General features: G+C 44.4%; 17 protein-coding genes and 5 pseudogenes. 9 read left to right on the forward strand and 13 right to left on the reverse strand.

The features are described from left to right. Positions 1-4: 4 nt before the first annotated feature. Together D5281_RS09710 and D5281_RS09715 are read right to left on the reverse strand one after the other, a co-directional pair. Positions 5-1,390, reverse strand: a complete 1,386-nt coding sequence (locus tag D5281_RS09710) for a Na+/H+ antiporter NhaC family protein (protein WP_160559966.1) — start codon at positions 1,388-1,390, stop codon at positions 5-7. Positions 1,391-1,473: 83 nt separating this feature from the next. Next, on the reverse strand, positions 1,474-2,241 hold the full coding sequence (locus tag D5281_RS09715; protein WP_160559967.1) for a nucleoside phosphorylase: 768 nt from the start codon (positions 2,239-2,241) through the stop codon (positions 1,474-1,476). Positions 2,242-2,865: 624 nt separating this feature from the next. Between D5281_RS09715 and D5281_RS25555 the strand changes: the two genes are divergently transcribed. Continuing rightward, positions 2,866-3,207: a type III toxin-antitoxin system ToxN/AbiQ family toxin gene (locus D5281_RS25555; RefSeq protein WP_330584922.1), complete on the forward strand. Its 342-nt coding sequence runs from the start codon at positions 2,866-2,868 to the stop codon at positions 3,205-3,207. A 25-nt stretch (positions 3,208-3,232) separates the two neighbouring features. On the opposite strand, the pseudogene D5281_RS09725 reads toward D5281_RS25555, so the two are convergent. From D5281_RS09725 to D5281_RS09740, 4 genes and pseudogenes are all read right to left on the reverse strand, one after another. After that, positions 3,233-3,435, reverse strand: a pseudogene (locus D5281_RS09725) (DUF6061 family protein). Between the two features lie 97 nt (positions 3,436-3,532). After that, complete coding sequence (gene rbr / locus D5281_RS26915) at positions 3,533-4,075, reverse strand: rubrerythrin (RefSeq protein ID WP_160559998.1); 543 nt, start codon at positions 4,073-4,075, stop codon at positions 3,533-3,535. A gap of 108 nt (positions 4,076-4,183) precedes the next feature. Next, positions 4,184-5,590 (reverse strand): annotated as a pseudogene (locus D5281_RS09735) (glutamate synthase-related protein); the annotation flags it as partial. Positions 5,591-5,722: 132 nt separating this feature from the next. Then, a complete protein-coding gene (locus D5281_RS09740; RefSeq protein WP_330584924.1) occupies positions 5,723-6,118 on the reverse strand; it encodes a Fur family transcriptional regulator in 396 nt (131 codons plus the stop codon). 355 nt (positions 6,119-6,473) lie between these two features. Here D5281_RS09740 and D5281_RS09745 point away from each other — a divergent pair, with 355 nt between their 5' ends. Continuing rightward, the gene (locus tag D5281_RS09745) at positions 6,474-7,796 is read left to right on the forward strand and encodes a tetratricopeptide repeat protein (RefSeq protein WP_160559968.1); all 1,323 of its coding nucleotides are present in this window, start codon (positions 6,474-6,476) and stop codon (positions 7,794-7,796) included. A 40-nt stretch (positions 7,797-7,836) separates the two neighbouring features. Further along, positions 7,837-8,229, forward strand: coding sequence for an SMU1112c/YaeR family gloxylase I-like metalloprotein (gloA2, locus tag D5281_RS09750; protein WP_160559969.1), 393 nt, complete (start codon positions 7,837-7,839; stop codon positions 8,227-8,229). Between the two features lie 11 nt (positions 8,230-8,240). On the opposite strand, the gene D5281_RS09755 is transcribed toward gloA2, so the two are convergent. From D5281_RS09755 to D5281_RS09780, 6 genes are all read right to left on the reverse strand, one after another. Further along, positions 8,241-8,999: a zf-HC2 domain-containing protein gene (locus tag D5281_RS09755; RefSeq protein WP_160559970.1), complete on the reverse strand. Its 759-nt coding sequence runs from the start codon at positions 8,997-8,999 to the stop codon at positions 8,241-8,243. Then, positions 8,984-9,481 (reverse strand): RNA polymerase sigma factor, encoded by a 498-nt coding sequence (locus D5281_RS09760; RefSeq protein WP_160559971.1) that lies wholly within the window; start codon positions 9,479-9,481, stop codon positions 8,984-8,986. Before D5281_RS09760 ends, D5281_RS09755 begins: the two co-directional genes overlap by 16 nt. A 192-nt stretch (positions 9,482-9,673) precedes the next feature. After that, on the reverse strand, positions 9,674-10,318 hold the full coding sequence (locus D5281_RS09765) for an SOS response-associated peptidase (protein WP_160559972.1): 645 nt from the start codon (positions 10,316-10,318) through the stop codon (positions 9,674-9,676). A 3-nt stretch (positions 10,319-10,321) separates the two neighbouring features. Beyond that, positions 10,322-11,620 carry a DNA polymerase Y family protein gene (locus tag D5281_RS09770; protein WP_160560000.1) on the reverse strand — a complete coding sequence of 433 codons (1,299 nt, stop codon included), beginning with the start codon at positions 11,618-11,620 and terminating at the stop codon, positions 10,322-10,324. Beyond that, on the reverse strand, positions 11,617-11,931 hold the full coding sequence (locus tag D5281_RS09775) for a hypothetical protein (protein WP_160559973.1): 315 nt from the start codon (positions 11,929-11,931) through the stop codon (positions 11,617-11,619). The genes D5281_RS09770 and D5281_RS09775 overlap by 4 nt, the downstream gene beginning before the upstream one ends. A 232-nt stretch (positions 11,932-12,163) precedes the next feature. After that, the gene (locus tag D5281_RS09780; protein ID WP_160559974.1) at positions 12,164-12,574 is read right to left on the reverse strand and encodes a DUF3788 family protein; all 411 of its coding nucleotides are present in this window, start codon (positions 12,572-12,574) and stop codon (positions 12,164-12,166) included. A gap of 359 nt (positions 12,575-12,933) precedes the next feature. On the opposite strand from D5281_RS09780, the gene D5281_RS09785 reads away from it, so the two are divergent. Together D5281_RS09785 and D5281_RS09790 are read left to right on the forward strand one after the other, a co-directional pair. Continuing rightward, positions 12,934-13,167 (forward strand): helix-turn-helix domain-containing protein, encoded by a 234-nt coding sequence (locus D5281_RS09785; RefSeq protein ID WP_277935272.1) that lies wholly within the window; start codon positions 12,934-12,936, stop codon positions 13,165-13,167. A gap of 111 nt (positions 13,168-13,278) precedes the next feature. Then, the gene (locus D5281_RS09790) at positions 13,279-14,013 is read left to right on the forward strand and encodes a helix-turn-helix domain-containing protein (RefSeq protein WP_160559976.1); all 735 of its coding nucleotides are present in this window, start codon (positions 13,279-13,281) and stop codon (positions 14,011-14,013) included. Positions 14,014-14,092: 79 nt separating this feature from the next. Here the strand turns inward: D5281_RS09790 and D5281_RS25560 are convergent. Beyond that, a pseudogene (locus D5281_RS25560) lies at positions 14,093-14,320 on the reverse strand (helix-turn-helix domain-containing protein); the annotation flags it as partial. A gap of 2 nt (positions 14,321-14,322) precedes the next feature. Between D5281_RS25560 and D5281_RS25565 the strand changes: the two are divergent. From D5281_RS25565 to D5281_RS09800, 4 genes and pseudogenes are all read left to right on the forward strand, one after another. Next, positions 14,323-14,484 (forward strand): annotated as a pseudogene (locus tag D5281_RS25565) (DeoR family transcriptional regulator); the annotation flags it as partial. Continuing rightward, positions 14,470-14,859, forward strand: a pseudogene (locus tag D5281_RS09795) (DUF5720 family protein); the annotation flags it as partial. The pseudogenes D5281_RS25565 and D5281_RS09795, both read left to right, overlap by 15 nt. A gap of 167 nt (positions 14,860-15,026) precedes the next feature. Continuing rightward, a complete protein-coding gene (locus D5281_RS25570; protein WP_277935273.1) occupies positions 15,027-15,194 on the forward strand; it encodes a hypothetical protein in 168 nt (55 codons plus the stop codon). An 89-nt stretch (positions 15,195-15,283) separates the two neighbouring features. Beyond that, the gene (locus tag D5281_RS09800) at positions 15,284-16,132 is read left to right on the forward strand and encodes a MerR family transcriptional regulator (RefSeq protein WP_160559977.1); all 849 of its coding nucleotides are present in this window, start codon (positions 15,284-15,286) and stop codon (positions 16,130-16,132) included. The last annotated feature ends 20 nt before the right edge of the window (positions 16,133-16,152 follow it).

The following is a 16,152-nucleotide window of genomic DNA, read 5'->3' on the forward strand; positions in this document are numbered from 1 at the left end:
GTTTTTACGCTCCTTTCGGCGGTTTCCTTCCATATCCCAAAACCACTGCCGCTGCCAGTATCACCAACATACAAAGGGAATAATAATTCACAAAAGGCACCGACCCAGGTGCAATTGCAAAGCCTTCCCCAAATGAAGCGGTCAGCTGGGCCGGTATCACGCAGTGCACTGTCCATGGCGCCAGAAAACAAAATACACAGCCTGTACAGTCCATCAAATTCGCACGGCGGTACCGGTTCACCCCTGCTTTTTCCCCAATTTCATGAATCAAATCGCCCAGGGCTACAATGGCCACCGAAATTACCCCTGTGACCATGCTGAGTATCCCCACAGACAACACAATGGTTGCTTCTGTGCTGCGCTCGTTTTTGGCAAGACGCGAAAGGAGCGCTCCCACATCCTCAAAAAATCCGCCCCATTCCAGCACGCCCAAAAGGGCAAACACGCCAATCAGCATTGATACCGTGCCAACTGTCCCTGTGATGGCTTCTATGATTGCCCCCGACACAGAAAACCCTCCGGGAAATGCAATAAGGTCCTCCACTTTGTAAATACCAAAAAGCAGCCCAGCGGTGATTCCTGCCAGAATGCCAAAGGACAGGGCCGTAATCAAATGCTTTCGCATCATGCAAAGCGTAATGATCACCATCGGCACCACCAGCATAATCAGGCTAAGCGGATTGGCCCCGCCGCTTGCTTCATCCATCACCGGCCCTTTACTTACGGTTTTGGAAAGCAATAAGAACAAAATCAGCGCCCCTGCTGCCGCAGGCAGGCTGTAGCGTGTCCTGGTTTTCACCACAGTTCCCAGGTCCGCATGTTGTGTTGCGGAGGATGCAATGGTGGTATCTGAAATCGGCCCTAAGTTATCCCCGAATGCAGCTCCCGACACGATAGCGCCTATCATAAACTCCGGCGCCACCCCCGCCATCACGCCTACCGGAAATAAAATCGGAATCACAACAAAATAAGTGCCTACCGAGGTCCCTGTAGCAAATGCCAAAAGACAAGTAATCAGAAAAGTTGACGCCACAAAAAGCCTGCCTGTAAAACCTGCTGCCATCACATATGCCGCGATCGTCTGCACGACCCCGCTGGCCGAAATCAGCTTGCCTGAAACTGCCGCCAGTATCACCGCCAGCACTATCACGGCAAACATTGGCTTACTTAAGCCATGCACCAGAGCCTCTCCGTAGGCCTTTTCATCCTTTGCAAAGATAACCCCCATCACCAGCGCTGCAAAAAACGCCAGCACATACCCGTTTACGTTGGACTGGCTAAAGGCCGCCCACAGAATCATTGTCGCCGCCACAACAAGCGGCGCCATACTTCCCACTTTCCCAAATCGGAATTCTATCCTTTGTGCTTTCCGGTTCTTTTCTTCTTTCATCTTAAATCCCCCATTCTTGCCGTCTGCGGATAAATTTGTTCCTGCACAAATTTCCCCGGTCCGTTAAAACCGCTTCATTATTTTTATAGTTCTTCCATTAGTTTAATCGCAGTAAAAATCATATTTGAGCGCACACTCTCCTGGTTATTCCAATTTCGGGCGTCCCATTTTTCACCGCTTACATCGTCTCCTGCATAAAGCAATTGGGCTAAAGGAATATCGTAGTACTTGGACACCGCAAAAAATGCTGCGGCTTCCATTTCAACTGTTACACAGCCTTCCTTTCTTCTTAGCGTAATCATTTCAGGCGTTTCCCTATACATGGCATCTGTTGTCCATGTTTTCCCGGTCGTATATGGTATCCCTAATTTTTCCAGGCCGGAAGTAATAACATCTATGGCCATTTTATGACATTCCACTTCACGGGAAGGCTCTAAGTAATGATAAGATGTTCCCTCATCTCTGACAGCAGCGGTAGGGACGAAAATTTCTCCTGCTAAAGAATCCTTTTTCATTGCACCTGCGCCGCCACAAACAATAAATTTATTGCATCCCATAGCGTATAATTCTTCGATTGTTCCTGCCGCACCAGGGGCGGTGGCAAAGGGCATTGTAATGCAAATTTTTTCTTTGGGTGTGTTATACTCATAAATAGGAATGTCTAAAACCTCGGAATAAAGATAGTCGATTACAGAAAGCTTTTTATCCTCAACAAACTGATTAAGCTCTTTCCTAAAAAATGTGATAACACATTTAGAGGGAAGGGTTTTAGATAAAAAATCTGACGGCTTAATCATCGGGTTTCTGCTTGTGTCATACTCACAAACAGGGTATCTGTTCTTAATTATCATTTCTCATCTCTCCACAAATTCCAATTTTGCCTATCCGGCAGCATCTATTTCCTCTTTGGCCTCATACCACAGCGTACAAAATATATTTAGGATAAATACCCGTTTCGATTGGATAAGGTTTATTAAACAATCTTTGGATACATATTCGGAACTCAGTGCAACATACACTTATACTCTATCACAAATAGAATGAAAAATCAGCAAAAGTTTCAAATCATGGTACTTTTCGTTACTTTTCACGGGTCAGGAATGCGCATTTACTGCACATTCCGTGAGAACGTGATTCAGGTGTGAGGGGCGATTTTTGCGAAGCGAAACTTGGATTATCGCCCCGAATGTTACTATGAGCGGCTCTCAGACCGTGAATAGTAACTTTATTTTATCATGAGATAATTATCAAAAAAAGTGGACTATTCTCAATGGTATGGTATTATACTATTAGTGGTGAGTCCTACCGTAAAGTGGACTGCTAAAAGCGTTAGCAACTCTAATGGAGTTACTACACAAATGGCTATGTGGAAACGCATAGCCATTTTTAACGAGAAGATATATGCAGACGGATTTTAAATTATACAAGCTGGATATGAAATATATCCGTAATCTACATAATAGATAGATGATAAAGTGCTTTCTGTTTCACCACAGGCGGGAAAGGATAACAGGGTTTTCGTTGGAATTGTTATTATTTGTGGAACTCATAAATATTGTATACCACTCTCATCGCCAAAAGAAAAGCATAAAAAAATGAAAAATTATATGGATTTTTCAAAGATTGAGATAAATGGGGAGCTACTAGGCGTCCTGAATTTTTATCTGATGATACCTATTGAAGAAAATCAATTACAGCTTATTGATACAACTATTTTTAAAAGAGATAGGGAAAGCATCAAATATTATAAGCGATTGTGTGTTCAGGAATCAGAATGTAAGAATTATAATTCAAAAATAAAGAGAAGCATAGACTGAACCTCTCTTTACAAGGGGCAAGGTATTACCACAATTCTATAGAATCTTCTGCATCCACCCACATCTGCATATTGCCTTCAAGATAAAGACGGGCATATTCTAATGGTTCATCAATAGCAAGGGCATTTATGGCACATCCCAACAGTCAATTCGCAAAAAATAGCCTGCGGTGGTTGCTATATCTACGCTGTTGTAATGTGTGTTGTATTCTGCATATGTGATATTTATCTTATTTGTCTTTTTCATAAAATTAGGAAGTAACAAAAAGCCGGAACGTATTGTTTGCCAAAAAACGTTCCGGCCTTATCCGCCTTTGATGGCCTAATTAATAATTTTCTTCATGTACTTCAAAATAACTCTGGGGATGATTGCAGGTAGGGCATACATCAGGCGCCTTGGTTCCCACTACTATATGCCCGCAGTTGCGGCACTCCCACACCTTCACTTCGCTCTTTTCAAATACGGCTGCCGTCTCCACATTTTTAAGCAGCGCCCGGTATCTTTCCTCATGATGCTTTTCAATCTCTCCCACAAGTCTGAATTTCGCCGCAAGCTCAGGGAATCCTTCTTCCTCCGCTGTCCTGGCAAAATTTTCATACATATCTGTCCATTCAAAATTTTCGCCGTCCGCTGCCGCCGCAAGGTTTTCCTTGGTATCGCCGATTCCCTTCAGCTCCTTAAACCACATCTTTGCATGCTCTTTTTCATTTTCTGCCGTTTTCAAAAACAGCCCTGCAATCTGCTCATAACCTTCTTTTTTAGCCACAGATGCAAAATAGGTGTATTTATTCCTTGCCTGGGATTCTCCTGCAAATGCCGCCTCCAGATTCTTTTCGGTCTGTGTTCCCGCATACTTTGTTTTTGCCATGTTTCTTTCCTCCTTGATGGTGTTTGATGACATACTTAAGGTCCCGCTTTTAGCCAAACCGCCGGATTCATTCTTATCCGGGATGCCGGATGGCATATACGCTTCGCCTGCATGTGCAATATTTGTGTGTTCTGATATCTCTTTGTTAATTGTACAAAGGTCATAAATGGACAGCCCATGGATATCCTCATTGCCTGTGATTCTTGCAAATGTCTTTAATTCCTCCGCACTGCATTTAAGATAATTCTCCACCCGCTTTGCCGCGGCGTCAATATGTAATCTTGCCCGTAGCTTTTCATCCTGGGTAGCCACTCCCACCGGACACATTCCGCTGCCACAGATACGGTACTGCTGACAGGCAGCCGCCACCATAGCTGCTGAGGCAATTGCCACAGCATCCGCTCCCATTGCAATCGCTTTTGCAAAGTCGGAAGAAACCCTAAGTCCTCCTGTGATCACAAGCTCTATATCCGATCCAATGGAATCAAGATACTTTCTTGCGCGGTAAAGCGCATATATGGTGGGAATGCTGGTGGAATCCCTGATAATCGCAGGGGATGCTCCTGTTGCGCCACCCCGCCCGTCTATGGTAATGAAATCAGGCTCCGCATAAATGCAAAATTCCAAATCCCTTTCAATATGTCCGGCAGCAATCTTGATACCGATAGGCCTTCCCTCGCTTCGCGAACGCAGCTCTCTTACCAGATTCTTTAAATCCTGGGCGCTGTTTATTCCGGGGAATCTTGAAGGGCTGATCACATCTTCCCCAAGAGGTTTATTACGGATTTTCGCAATTTCAGGTGTTACTTTCCCGCCGGGCAGATGGCCTCCCATTCCGGGTTTGGTTCCCTGTCCGATTTTGATCTCAATGGCATCGGATGTTTTCAGATTCTCATCCGTAACGCTGTAACGGTTGGGCACATATTCAAAGATATATTTATATGCCGCCTCTTTTTCCTGTGGAAGGATACCGCCCTCGCCGCTGCACATTGCCGTGCCAGCCGCCGCGCTTCCTCTTGCCATCGCCACTTTCGTCTCTTTGGAAAGAGCGCCGAAGGACATGTGGGAAATATACACCGGCATATCAAGTACCATGGGTTTTTTGGCATGCTTGCCGATGACCGTTTTCAAAGACACATCTGCGTGCTCATCTAAGGGCATTGGATTTAATTGAGCGCCAAGCACCAGCACATCATCCCAATTTGGCATTTTCATCCTTGTGCCCATAGCTTCAATCGCCGGCTTTCCCGTAACAGCCATTTCCTGTATCTCTCTCATATACCGGTAATCGCTATCCGTCTTCCTTGTTTCCTTCGGATAGCTTAGATCCGGCCCCTGGGGCCTGTCCTCTGCCCCGCTGCCAACGTCAAGGGTCGATGGCTCTTTTTCGCATTCCACCACTTTAAATCTCTCTGGCGGCTGTTTGCAGACAGGACAATGTATCAATTCGGAAAAGGGCTTTCCGGCTTTTTCCTCATCATACACATATCCGCAGATACTGCATTTGTAAACCATTGTAAATACCTCCTTTTATGAACATAAGACCAGTTCGCAAAGCGTGCTGTCCATTTTTTTGCATTAGAATATCCCGTAAAGCGTTTCGGCGTTCGTTACAATATGCCGGTTCGCAGAGCGTGGCGGCGTTTGTTACAATAAGCCGGTTTGCGGAGCGTGGCGGCGTTTGTTTTCTTCTCTGCACTTTGGACAGAGGTAAAATACTTTTAAATCATAAGATAAAATATCTTCTCCCAGCTGGTTCTCCAGTTTTTTTGTCAAATCTTCAAACCTTATATCCGATAGCATACCGCACTTTTTACATACAAGATGGTCGTGTTTCTCGATTTTATCATAGCGGTCAGATGAACCTTCTATAGACATTTTACGTATGAATCCTTCCTGGCACAAAGTATTTAAATTATTATATACGGTAGCCAGAACCACTTTGGGCTCTCTTTTTTTCAGTTCTAAAAAAAGCTGCTCTGCCGTCATATGGTCTTTAGACTGATTTATCAGCTCCAATATCAGTTCCGCATATTTCGTCACCTCTACACCGCCTTTAATTTTAGAATTATTCTAATTATAATACTTCTTGTCGTTTTTGTCGAGACTGTATGTACAAATTTCCCCCTTTATCGGCAATAATTTGCTACTGTTTATAGCCTTTCATTATAGATAATGGATAGTAAAAATCATTCGCAATGGTTGTAAAGGAATCCGAAATGCTGTACTATATCTTTGTGGTAAATTCCCGCCTCAGGCAACAGGTATCAAGCTTGCGCTACGGAGCACACGCTGCAAAGCAGCAAAGTACCTGACTCTCGCGGGAATCAGTTTTTCACACAACAAATTTGTGCTTGCACCCAAATTTGCGGGTTGCTGGCAAGAATAGGGGATTTATATGGAACGTTACTACTCAGATACTTTATGTCAAGGACTCCGCCTGCTCTATTTTCAGTCGGATCCCTCTCAATTTGCCGAGGGCGTACAGCTTTTAGAAACAGCGGTGGCAAACGAAGAACCTCATGCCTTCTATTTCCTGGCCAGATGCTATGGCTGGGGCGATGGAAATGTAACATCGAATGAAAAGAAGGCGAAAAAGCTTTCAAAGCGCGGCATTGAGCTGGGCAGCTCGCTTTGTGTGCTGGGTGCGGACCGCATGGACATTTTAAAGGGCGATGTCAAAAATGCTATGACCGGAACTTTAGAGGATGCCTTTAACGATGTTATGTCCATGGCTGAAAGCGGCGAGCCCATGGCACAATATGCTATCGGCCTGTTTTATTTCTGGGGCGATATGCTGCTGAATTTCCAAAAGCCCTCAAGAGAGGATTTCGCAAAATACGAAAAGGAAAATGCCGCACAGGCCCTAAAATGGTTCCGTCTCTCGGCTGCCCAGGGGTGTCTGCCCTCCTTCCGGAATGCCTTCAACAGCGTGCGCAATGGTGTAAACGGCGTGACAAAAGACTTAGAGGAAGCCCTGCGCTGGGCGGAAACCATGGACGGCAAGGTGGATATGCGGGATTACTACCATTCTTTTATCCTGGAATATCAGGGATTAAAACGGCATGCTGATGCAATCCGCTGGTGCGAACGAGGCGTCCGGGATGGCGTCAGCGTCTGTATCGTTGACCTGGGACTGGTCTATCTGTATGGCGACAGGGGCGCCAAAGAAGATGATGCAAAAGCGCTGCAGCTTTTTAACATGGCGGCTGATGCCGGTGATGCGTATGGCTGCTATAACGCCGGACGCTGCTATTACAACGGGTGGGGCTGCGCCACAGATTATAATGAAGCCTTCCGCTGTTTCGATCAGGCTTACCAAAGGGGGCATCAGGCTGTCAAAAGCTACCTTGCACAGTGTTACTTTTGGGGACGTGGAACCCTGGTCAACTATGAGATGGCTGTCCGCATGATGAACAGGCTCATAAGTGAGAACCAGGATTACCCTAAGGAACTGATGGGCTACTGCTGTCTCTACGGCCAGGGCATCAGTGCGGATATGATTCGTGGAAAGCGTCTTTTGGAGGAAGCTGCTCAGGCAAACAACGGCCAGGCCTGGATGTTCTTAGGCGATATGTATGATAAAGCAGTAGGCGTAGCTGAGGATATCTCTATGGCTGTCTCCTGCTATCAAAAAGCGGCAGATAAAAAAATCCCGGGCGCCAGCGAAGCCCTGGGGCGTTATAAAAAGACCTTATTCGGGAAATGGAAAAGGCGTTAAAGGCCCTTAGAATACATAGATATTATGAAGGAGAACTGCTATGAAGCTTTCAGCAATACACCATGTTGCAATCATTGTGTCCGATTATGAGGCTGCAAAAGACTTTTATGTTAACAAGCTGGGATTTGAGATAATCCGGGAAAATTATCGGAAAGACCGCAGCGATTGGAAAATAGATTTAAGTCTGGGCGGTTCTTTAGATGCAATTGAGCTGGAAATCTTTGTGGAACCAAATCCGCCCAAGCGAGTAAGCAGGCCGGAAGCATGCGGCCTGCGGCATTTGAGCTTTAAGGTTGATGATGTAGCTGCAACTGTTTGGGAATTGCAAAAACTTGGTATCGAATGTGAACCGATACGGGTTGATGCCTATACAAATAAAAAGATGACATTTTTCTTTGACCCAGACGGTTTGCCGCTGGAGCTGCATGAATAGCGGAGGTGTAATTACTCCCTCCGCTTATTCATTCTCCCAATGATTCCAAACACCATTGCGCCAATCAGCTCCCCAAATGCATTGCCCATAAAATACCGTATGGAAGATATATCATCCCACACATAATCTCCCGTAATCAATCTGGTAATGTAATTCCCTATGATACTCAGCAGCAGAAATAAGGCAATACAATTCCAGATATTCCATTTAAAAAATGTCCTTGCAGCCACTGGAAGCCAAACGATTCCCAGCCACGACAGCATGATTGGAAAACCGTAGCGGAAAATCCAAAACGTTCCCGCATCCATAAGATAATATACGGTAATCTGTATAACCGAAAGCAAACAAAATGTGCCAACGCTAATCACAGACATCACAAAGCAGCCTTTATTTTTCCTGCTGGCCAAAAGGGCATATATAAGAACATCTGCAAACAGAACGGCCGTTCCCACTATCAAGGACCACGTAGTTCCCTTATTGAGCGCCAAATCCACAATCATACACACAAGGATTGCAATAAGGCTAAGACCGCACAAACCATAGAAAAAAAACATTCGTTTTGTTTTGTTCAAAAATCTTTTTACATCCCCAACCTCTGACGGCTGTGCATCCTTCTCCAGATGAAATATCATACTTTGGTAATTCTCACTGCAATCCGTACAATGTTCTAAGTGCTGTTCTATACCCCTTTTCGAAACATCGCTTACCATGCCGTCCACATAAAGAGGCAGCAAATCCTTTACAATTTCACATGCTAATTCTCTGTCCATTTTTCCATTCCTTTCATCAATTTTTGTTTTCCCCTATAATAAGTTACCCTTGCCCAATTTTCTGTTTTTCCCATAATGTCTGCGATTTCAGAAAACTGTAAATCCCCTGCAGTCCGCAGATACATCACTTCCCTCGTTACATCATCCAGATTGTGCATAAGGCGGAAGATTTCTATTTTCTCCAGGCGCTTCAAACATTTGTCCTCAATGTTTTCACCGGAAGGTATTGTATCATCTAACTCCACGGTTTTGCGCCTGCTTCTTCTTTCAAGCTCCTTATACCATAGCTTTTTGGCAATCTGACATAACCAGACGGAAACCTTACAGTCACCTCTGAACCTGTCAATGCCTTTGATTGCCTGGAAAAATGTTTCCTGCGTCAATTCCTCCGCAAGTCCGGTATCCTGGGTTAATCCGCATAGATACTTATAGACCATTGCCGCATTTTTCTGGTATAGCTCATTTATTTCTACTTTCTTCATCCTGATACCCCCGCATATCACAAGCTCTGCCTGCGATACTGCACAAACAACAATATCATACTCCACATCACCTCTTATGTGAATCAATCTTTTGACAGAAACCTTCGCTCTTTGCGCCTCTATATGTAAGTTCTTTTTAAACGCAGTTTGTTACAGGCAAATTAAAAAAAGGATGCTTCGCATCCTCTTAACTCATTGCTGTGGAAATAAACTAAGCTGCCTGTATTCCCCTCCCCCACTTCTCTTTCTTAGCAGCTTTTCAAAATGTCTGTCCATAAGTTTAACCGCCTCCTCTGTGGAAAACAGCCACTTTTTCAAATCCTCTTTTGCTAAAATCAGCGGCATCCTATTATGAATTTCCTCCATACACCCTTCGGCCCCGCGGGTCAAAATGGTAAACCTGTCTCCGTCCGGGTCTTTATGGTAAATGCCCGCCAGGAATAATACCTCTCCATGTGCATAAAAATCATATTTCTCTTTCTGTCCGGCTTGTGTCTTTTTCCACTCATAAAACTTTTTCGCCGGTATAATGCACCGATGGGATTCATAATCATACCGGAACATCGGTCTTTCCCGTACCGTTTCTGTTCTGGCATTGAAAATAACCCCGCCTTTTCCTTTTGCTTCATATCCCCATTTCAGCACCTGGGAAACCATTCTGCCGCTGTCCCCTTTCAGCACCAGGGCCAGGTCGGAAGGATATACATCCCCTGTCTTTGCCCTTTTCCAGTCTATTTTCTCCGCAATTTTTTCAATTTCCCTTGCGGTTTCATCGTCCATATAAAAACGTCCGCACATATTTTTCCTTTCCTTTGCCGCTTTTTGCGCTTTGGGCATTCCTTAAATGATCCGGGTCTTCTCACCCTCCACGTTTATCCCTATTGTTACCCCCGACCGGCGTTCCTTATTCAGCCCGCCGCTCATATGGGATACATTACTCTTAAGAAAGCTCGCGCGGAAAACGGCGTCCTCCCCATATTTCCTCCGAATCTTATCTACCGTCCTGTCCAGCATTTCCAGCTTATCATATTTTTCTAAATCAAAAAAATTATATTGCCGGCCGGCGTCCGTCTGCACCCTGGAAGTATGCACTCCTATCTGCCTGATTGGCACTTTTCCATCCCAGAGCTTTCCCAATATCCGGTATGCCGCCCCAAATATTTCTTCCGTCACATCCGTTGCCGCCAGCAACTGCATCTGCCTGCTTCCATGCCCAAACTCATTGGTGGTGATATGGACGCTGACCTGACTGATACGCACATTATCCTCCCGCACTCTTGCGCCGATTGTCTCACACAGGGAAAGGATTAAATGCCTGGCATATTCCATATCTGTAATATCCACAGGCGCCGTCAGGCTGTTCCCATACCCTTTGTTCGCCTCATGGGTAAATATATAAGGTTCCAAATCCATTCCCCTGGCATATCCCTGAATGATGAAACCCGGCGTTTTTAAATGCGCCCTTATCACCTTGTCATCCGCTTTCGCCAAATCGCCTATTGTGTAAATTCCTAATTTGTGAAGTTTAGCCGTGGTGGCGCGTCCTACAAAGAAAAGCTCTGAAACAGGAAGCGGCCACATCTTTTTTTCAATTTCCTCCGGGAACAAGGTATGAACCCTATCCGGCTTTGACAAGCCGCCGGCCATTTTAGAAAGCAGGAAATTGGTGGAAATACCAATATTCACGGTAAACCCCAGCTCGCCGCGGATTTCATTTTTCAGGCGGTATGCAAAGTTCTTCATCTGCCCCTTGCCATATAGTTCCTCAAAGCCGTCAAACACACACCATGCCTCGTCTATCGAATACTGGATAACCTGATCCGAGTACTGCTTCAGCTTTGCGATCAGGCTTCTTGAGGCTTTCACATACAGCCCATAATCGGGAGGAAGCACCACAAGATTCGGGCATTTCTGCCTTGCTGTTACGATAGCCTCCCCTGTCTGAATCCCATACTTCTTGGCCCTAATACTTTTGGCAAGCACAATGCCATGCCGCTTCTCCTGATCGCCTCCGATAATACTCGGGATATTCCTTAAATCCTCCCTCTCTCCCAGTATATTTACCCTGTATGCCGCTGTCCAGCTTAAAAATGCATTGTTGGCGTCAATATGAAAAATATAAATTTCCCTGTCCATCATGAAAGGAACTGGAAGATTCTCCACTTCTGGCTTTCCACGCTATACCGGATTTCCATAATTCTCTGTAAGCCGCTGAACAGCGCCATGCAAATAAAGCGGATTTCCCTGATTCCCACGTAATTTTTCTCGTCCCGTGATACAACCTTCTGTATGTGGATCGTTTCTATACTATCCTCGTCTGTCTGAAAACGGAATCGGATTGGGGTAATGCTGCCTGTCGTATCCATCCCGCAAATCATCTGGATTGGTATATTTACAGGAGATAATGCTCCTATCTTTTTCTGTCCTTCTCTGTTTACGTTTCCTTCCATTCCTTCTCGCCTCTTTTCCCGAACATAAGTTTGTATCAATAGTAGCAAACGTACGTTTGTTTGTAAAGTGGAAATAGATGCCAAGTAAGCAGCCCCGCTGCAACTAACGGGGCTTAAGAATTTTTAAAGCTTCACACTCAGTAGAATGTCTTGAAAACACCTCAAAAGGCCGGCATTTTTCATCAAGACTCGTGTTGCCGCAAAGCGGCAACATGGAAGTTAGCGTGAACCATCACAAACATTTAATCTCTAACAGTTTTTTTATATCCTCATAATGTTCTTGGCATATAACTCTATAATGTATCCAGCCGCCATCACCACAAGGATATTTATGATCAATATATTCTTGCGTGTATTTTTTCATCTCTGCATAAATCCTTTTGTATTGAACATTTGTCAATCTTATCATAACGGTAAATGCACCGGCTTCAGCAAAGATATTACACATAAGCTTTTTCTTTTTATAATGTCCTATTCCCCAACCATAATGATTCCCATAGGGAAAAACCACTTTCCATTCCGTGTGAAAAGCAGTCGTCAGCCAATCATTTATCATGGAAAAACGTTCTGCATTTTCTGCACAATACTCCGCCATTTCTCCTGTTGTCGGCATGACTTGTTTATTCATCATTCTTTCGTACATAACTACCCTCCAAGTTCAAATTTATAATTGTTTTTAACGCTCCACGGAACCTTTGACCGAAGTATAGTAGTCCATCTGTTCGTATCCCATTATTTTTTCGCAAGGGGTAATGTCCTATAGAAAACAGTATATACCATTCAGAACTGCTTTACAATTGCTTTAAAAAATTAAGTTTATGCCGTGTCTTTCCTCGCTCAACTGTGAAACAGGTCATGGCTAATTAAAGGTAATCAAAAGAGGAAAGGAAAAGCACAATCCGAACGGAACCGATGATACCGTCAAGAAATATTTGTGAGTTAGCAAGAAACCTGATATCATGGAGGCAAGCGCCCATCCGGGGCAGAAAGGCAGGGAGAAAAATGCATATCAGCTACAAACCGCTCTGGCACACACTGATAGAGCGCAACATGAGGAAAGAGGATTTAAGGCTTACCGCTGGCCTGACCACAAATATGATAGCCAACATGAGAAAGGGAAAGCACATCAGTATGGAAACGCTGACGAAAATTTGTGAAACTTTGGATTGTGACATTTCAGATGTGATACAGTTGGAACATGAAGAAAAATGTACTGATTCGACAGGTAATAACTGAATTTGTGACACTCAACTAAGCGTTTAGTATTGAATCAACGCTTAATATGTTCTAAATAGATTCTCTTTTTGATATACTGCAGTCACAAATATAGCAAAGGAGATTTATTGTATGGATCAGAAAAGAATAGGCGCATTTATTGCACAGTGCAGAAAAGAAAAAAATCTGACACAAATGCAGCTTGCCGAGCTATTAGGGATTACCAATCAGGCAGTTTCCAAATGGGAAAACGGAAGAGGAATGCCGGATATGTCGCTTTTACAGCCTTTGTGCGATGTTTTGGGTATTAGTTTGAACGAGCTTTTTTCAGGTGAGCATATCTCAGCGGAGGAATACAAAGGAAAAGCGGAGGAAAATATTTCCAAGCTTTTTAAAGAAAAACAGATTGCTAATTTTAAGCCTGTAAAAAATGTATTCTCCATATGTGCTAATGTCACTTTATTTGTAGCCGTGACTGAATTAGCTATTGGTCTTGTTGGGAATTTTTTTAATTCAACTATATTGGAACCCATGTTAATCAATGTTTCTGTATGGCTGATATTGTTTTTAGCTTCCATGAGTAAGCTGGTATATGACAGGAATAAATTGAAAAACCTGAAGCATTCAGGCGCTTGTATGGACTCAGAAATAGAGGAAATGCTTCCGGCAGCCTGGATTAGAGTAGGAAACTACGTCACTTGCAGAATTGCCTGTCGGTTTATTTACGAGGGTAAGGAATACAAAGCAGTAAGTAATTATTATGTTTTGGCACAATTTACGCGAAAAGAAGATTTATATGCGAATGTTTACATCAACAAAGATAATCCTGCCAAATACAGTGTAGAGCTTTTTCAGACAGGCCGATAATTCAGACATCTTTAAAAATCATATATATACTTATCCAAAACTGCCGTTGTAAGAACGCCCATTCCCACAACGGCAGTTTTCATTTACGCTTTTTTCTCTGGCCGACATAGCTTTTGAAGAATTTGGACTTTTCAAGGATATGTACAAGCTGCCGGAACTCTGCATCAGACAGCTTGTTATAATTGATACCCAGCCGCTTGCAGTAAAGCGCAGCCTGTTTTTCAAGGGGGCTTCCTTTGAAATTTGCAATACCTTCTAAATCATGCTTCAATTCTTCGGCAATGGTAGTTGGCGGCGCACTCTCACTGCCTGACAAGGGGAACCGAGGACAACAACGGGATTCTGTTTATCCGCTTTCCCATCATGGAGATAGCGGCGGCACTCTCCCGAAGCCCCCAGACCTGCAAGCGTTCCCTGAACGAGCTGGAACCGGCCGGGATGATTATGCGTGTCCGTCAGGGAATCGGGGAGAACGCCATCCGAAAACTGGAAAAGATACCGGAGCCGGAGTGCAGCCAGTTTGTCGCTGCCACAAAAGCACGGTTCCTTGCAGAACGTGACAACTCCATCCGCCAGCGGCTTGCGGCGGCAAAGCTACAGGAGCCGATTATGCAGGGGCATGACCTGTCAGGAAAGGAACGGTTCCACCCTGAAACCTGGTACATGATTACGCTGGAAGTACAGAAAGATTGTTTTGTCGGTTTTAAGGGAGAGCGGTTCCTCTTTTACCTCTCCGATGAAGGCAAAGCGCAGCGAACATGAGGGGCAATCAAGATAAAGAGCCATGCCGCCGTTGTCGCCGGGAAGCTCTATCCTGACAAGAAACCCAGACAGCAGGAACGGTAAAAACGGCATAAAAACGGAAACCCGGAAAATCCCCCTCTGAAAGAGGGCGTAATTATACACCACTTAGGAAAGTGGTGCATTGCGCCCTGCCGGGAGCGGTCTCCGCTGTCGCTCCGGTCGGCGCAGAACCAGCGTCCACTGGACGTTGTGCGCCCTGCGGACAGCAGATGGTTTCCGTAGATTTTCAATCTGCTCCAATCATCACAGGGGAAGCTACACTTCCCCTGCGCTGGCTTTGCCAGCTACCCCTTTGTGGACTTGCCGCACATAATCTTCTTGCGCTGCCAGCTATTTTAAGTCTGGCCGAAATTCTTTTCGCCATTCTTGAAATGTGATATATTCAAAAATATTTGAAATTACCTATTGACCCTCACGGAACGTCATGGGTTAGAGTGGATATATCAAGAACAGGAGGCCGACAGTTATGAGGACAGTAAAAGAAGTATCAAACTTAACAGGTATCAGCGTGCGCACGCTCCACTATTATGATGAAATCGGATTGTTAAAGCCGACTGGCAAAAGTGAAGCGGGATACCGGCTTTATGACGATAAAGCACTGGAAACATTACAGCAAGTGCTGTTCTTCCGTGAGTTTGATATTCCCTTGAAGGAAATCAAAGCGGTTATGGCGAACCCGGCTCTTGACAGGAACCAGATTTTACAAATGCAGAGGAAAATGCTGACAGCAAAAAAGGAGCGTATGGAACGCCTGATCGCCAGCATTGACGACATCCTGAAAGGAGAAAACAAAATGGATTTTGCAGTTTTCAGTAAAACAGAGATTGAGGAAATGTTCCAGACTATGGTGGAGCATATGCCGGAAAACATGAGAAACATCGCAATAAGAGAATTTGGGAGCATTGAACAATGGAAAAAGCATTACATGGAAGCCGTATCTTCTGAAAAAATGCAGAAACGATATGCAAAGGTAGTTGAATGGTATGGCGGGAAAGACAAATTTTTATCTGCCGCTCAGAACCCCATCAGCAAAGAAGTTGCAGAAAGCTATAACAAACGGATTGAAGCAATTCTGCAAAAACTAATCGCTAAACGGGATTGTGCCGTGGATTCTTTTGAAGTAAAAGAGATAGTCGGGGAATACAGCTTTGTTATAAAACAATTATCTCAGATAAAAGAGGAAAAGGGATTCATGCTGGCGCAGGCGCAATATTACCGCAATGAAAAAATCAAGCCGATGACGGATGAAAAGTACGGAGATGGGGCTTCGGATTTTTTCGCACAGGCGATTGAAGCCTTTTATGGGAAAGAATAAAGAAAAGGACAACTAAATAT

The sequence above is a fragment of the Parablautia muri genome (assembly GCF_009917485.1).
GTDB lineage: Bacteria > Bacillota > Clostridia > Lachnospirales > Lachnospiraceae > Suilimivivens > Suilimivivens muri.

Coding starts and splice junctions, on each gene's coding strand:
- D5281_RS09710 (WP_160559966.1), bottom strand. CDS start 1,390: ATGAAAGAAGAAAAGAACCGGAAAGCACAAAGGATAGAATTCCGATTT.
- D5281_RS09715 (WP_160559967.1), bottom strand. CDS start 2,241: ATGATAATTAAGAACAGATACCCTGTTTGTGAGTATGACACAAGCAGA.
- rbr (WP_160559998.1), bottom strand. CDS start 4,075: ATGGCAAAAACAAAGTATGCGGGAACACAGACCGAAAAGAATCTGGAG.
- D5281_RS09745 (WP_160559968.1), top strand. CDS start 6,474: ATGGAACGTTACTACTCAGATACTTTATGTCAAGGACTCCGCCTGCTC.
- gloA2 (WP_160559969.1), top strand. CDS start 7,837: ATGAAGCTTTCAGCAATACACCATGTTGCAATCATTGTGTCCGATTAT.
- D5281_RS09755 (WP_160559970.1), bottom strand. CDS start 8,999: ATGGACAGAGAATTAGCATGTGAAATTGTAAAGGATTTGCTGCCTCTT.
- D5281_RS09760 (WP_160559971.1), bottom strand. CDS start 9,481: ATGAAGAAAGTAGAAATAAATGAGCTATACCAGAAAAATGCGGCAATG.
- D5281_RS09765 (WP_160559972.1), bottom strand. CDS start 10,318: ATGCCCAAAGCGCAAAAAGCGGCAAAGGAAAGGAAAAATATGTGCGGA.
- D5281_RS09770 (WP_160560000.1), bottom strand. CDS start 11,620: ATGATGGACAGGGAAATTTATATTTTTCATATTGACGCCAACAATGCA.
- D5281_RS09775 (WP_160559973.1), bottom strand. CDS start 11,931: ATGGAAGGAAACGTAAACAGAGAAGGACAGAAAAAGATAGGAGCATTA.
- D5281_RS09780 (WP_160559974.1), bottom strand. CDS start 12,574: ATGTACGAAAGAATGATGAATAAACAAGTCATGCCGACAACAGGAGAA.
- D5281_RS09785 (WP_277935272.1), top strand. CDS start 12,934: ATGCATATCAGCTACAAACCGCTCTGGCACACACTGATAGAGCGCAAC.
- D5281_RS09790 (WP_160559976.1), top strand. CDS start 13,279: ATGGATCAGAAAAGAATAGGCGCATTTATTGCACAGTGCAGAAAAGAA.
- D5281_RS25570 (WP_277935273.1), top strand. CDS start 15,027: ATGGTTTCCGTAGATTTTCAATCTGCTCCAATCATCACAGGGGAAGCT.
- D5281_RS09800 (WP_160559977.1), top strand. CDS start 15,284: ATGAGGACAGTAAAAGAAGTATCAAACTTAACAGGTATCAGCGTGCGC.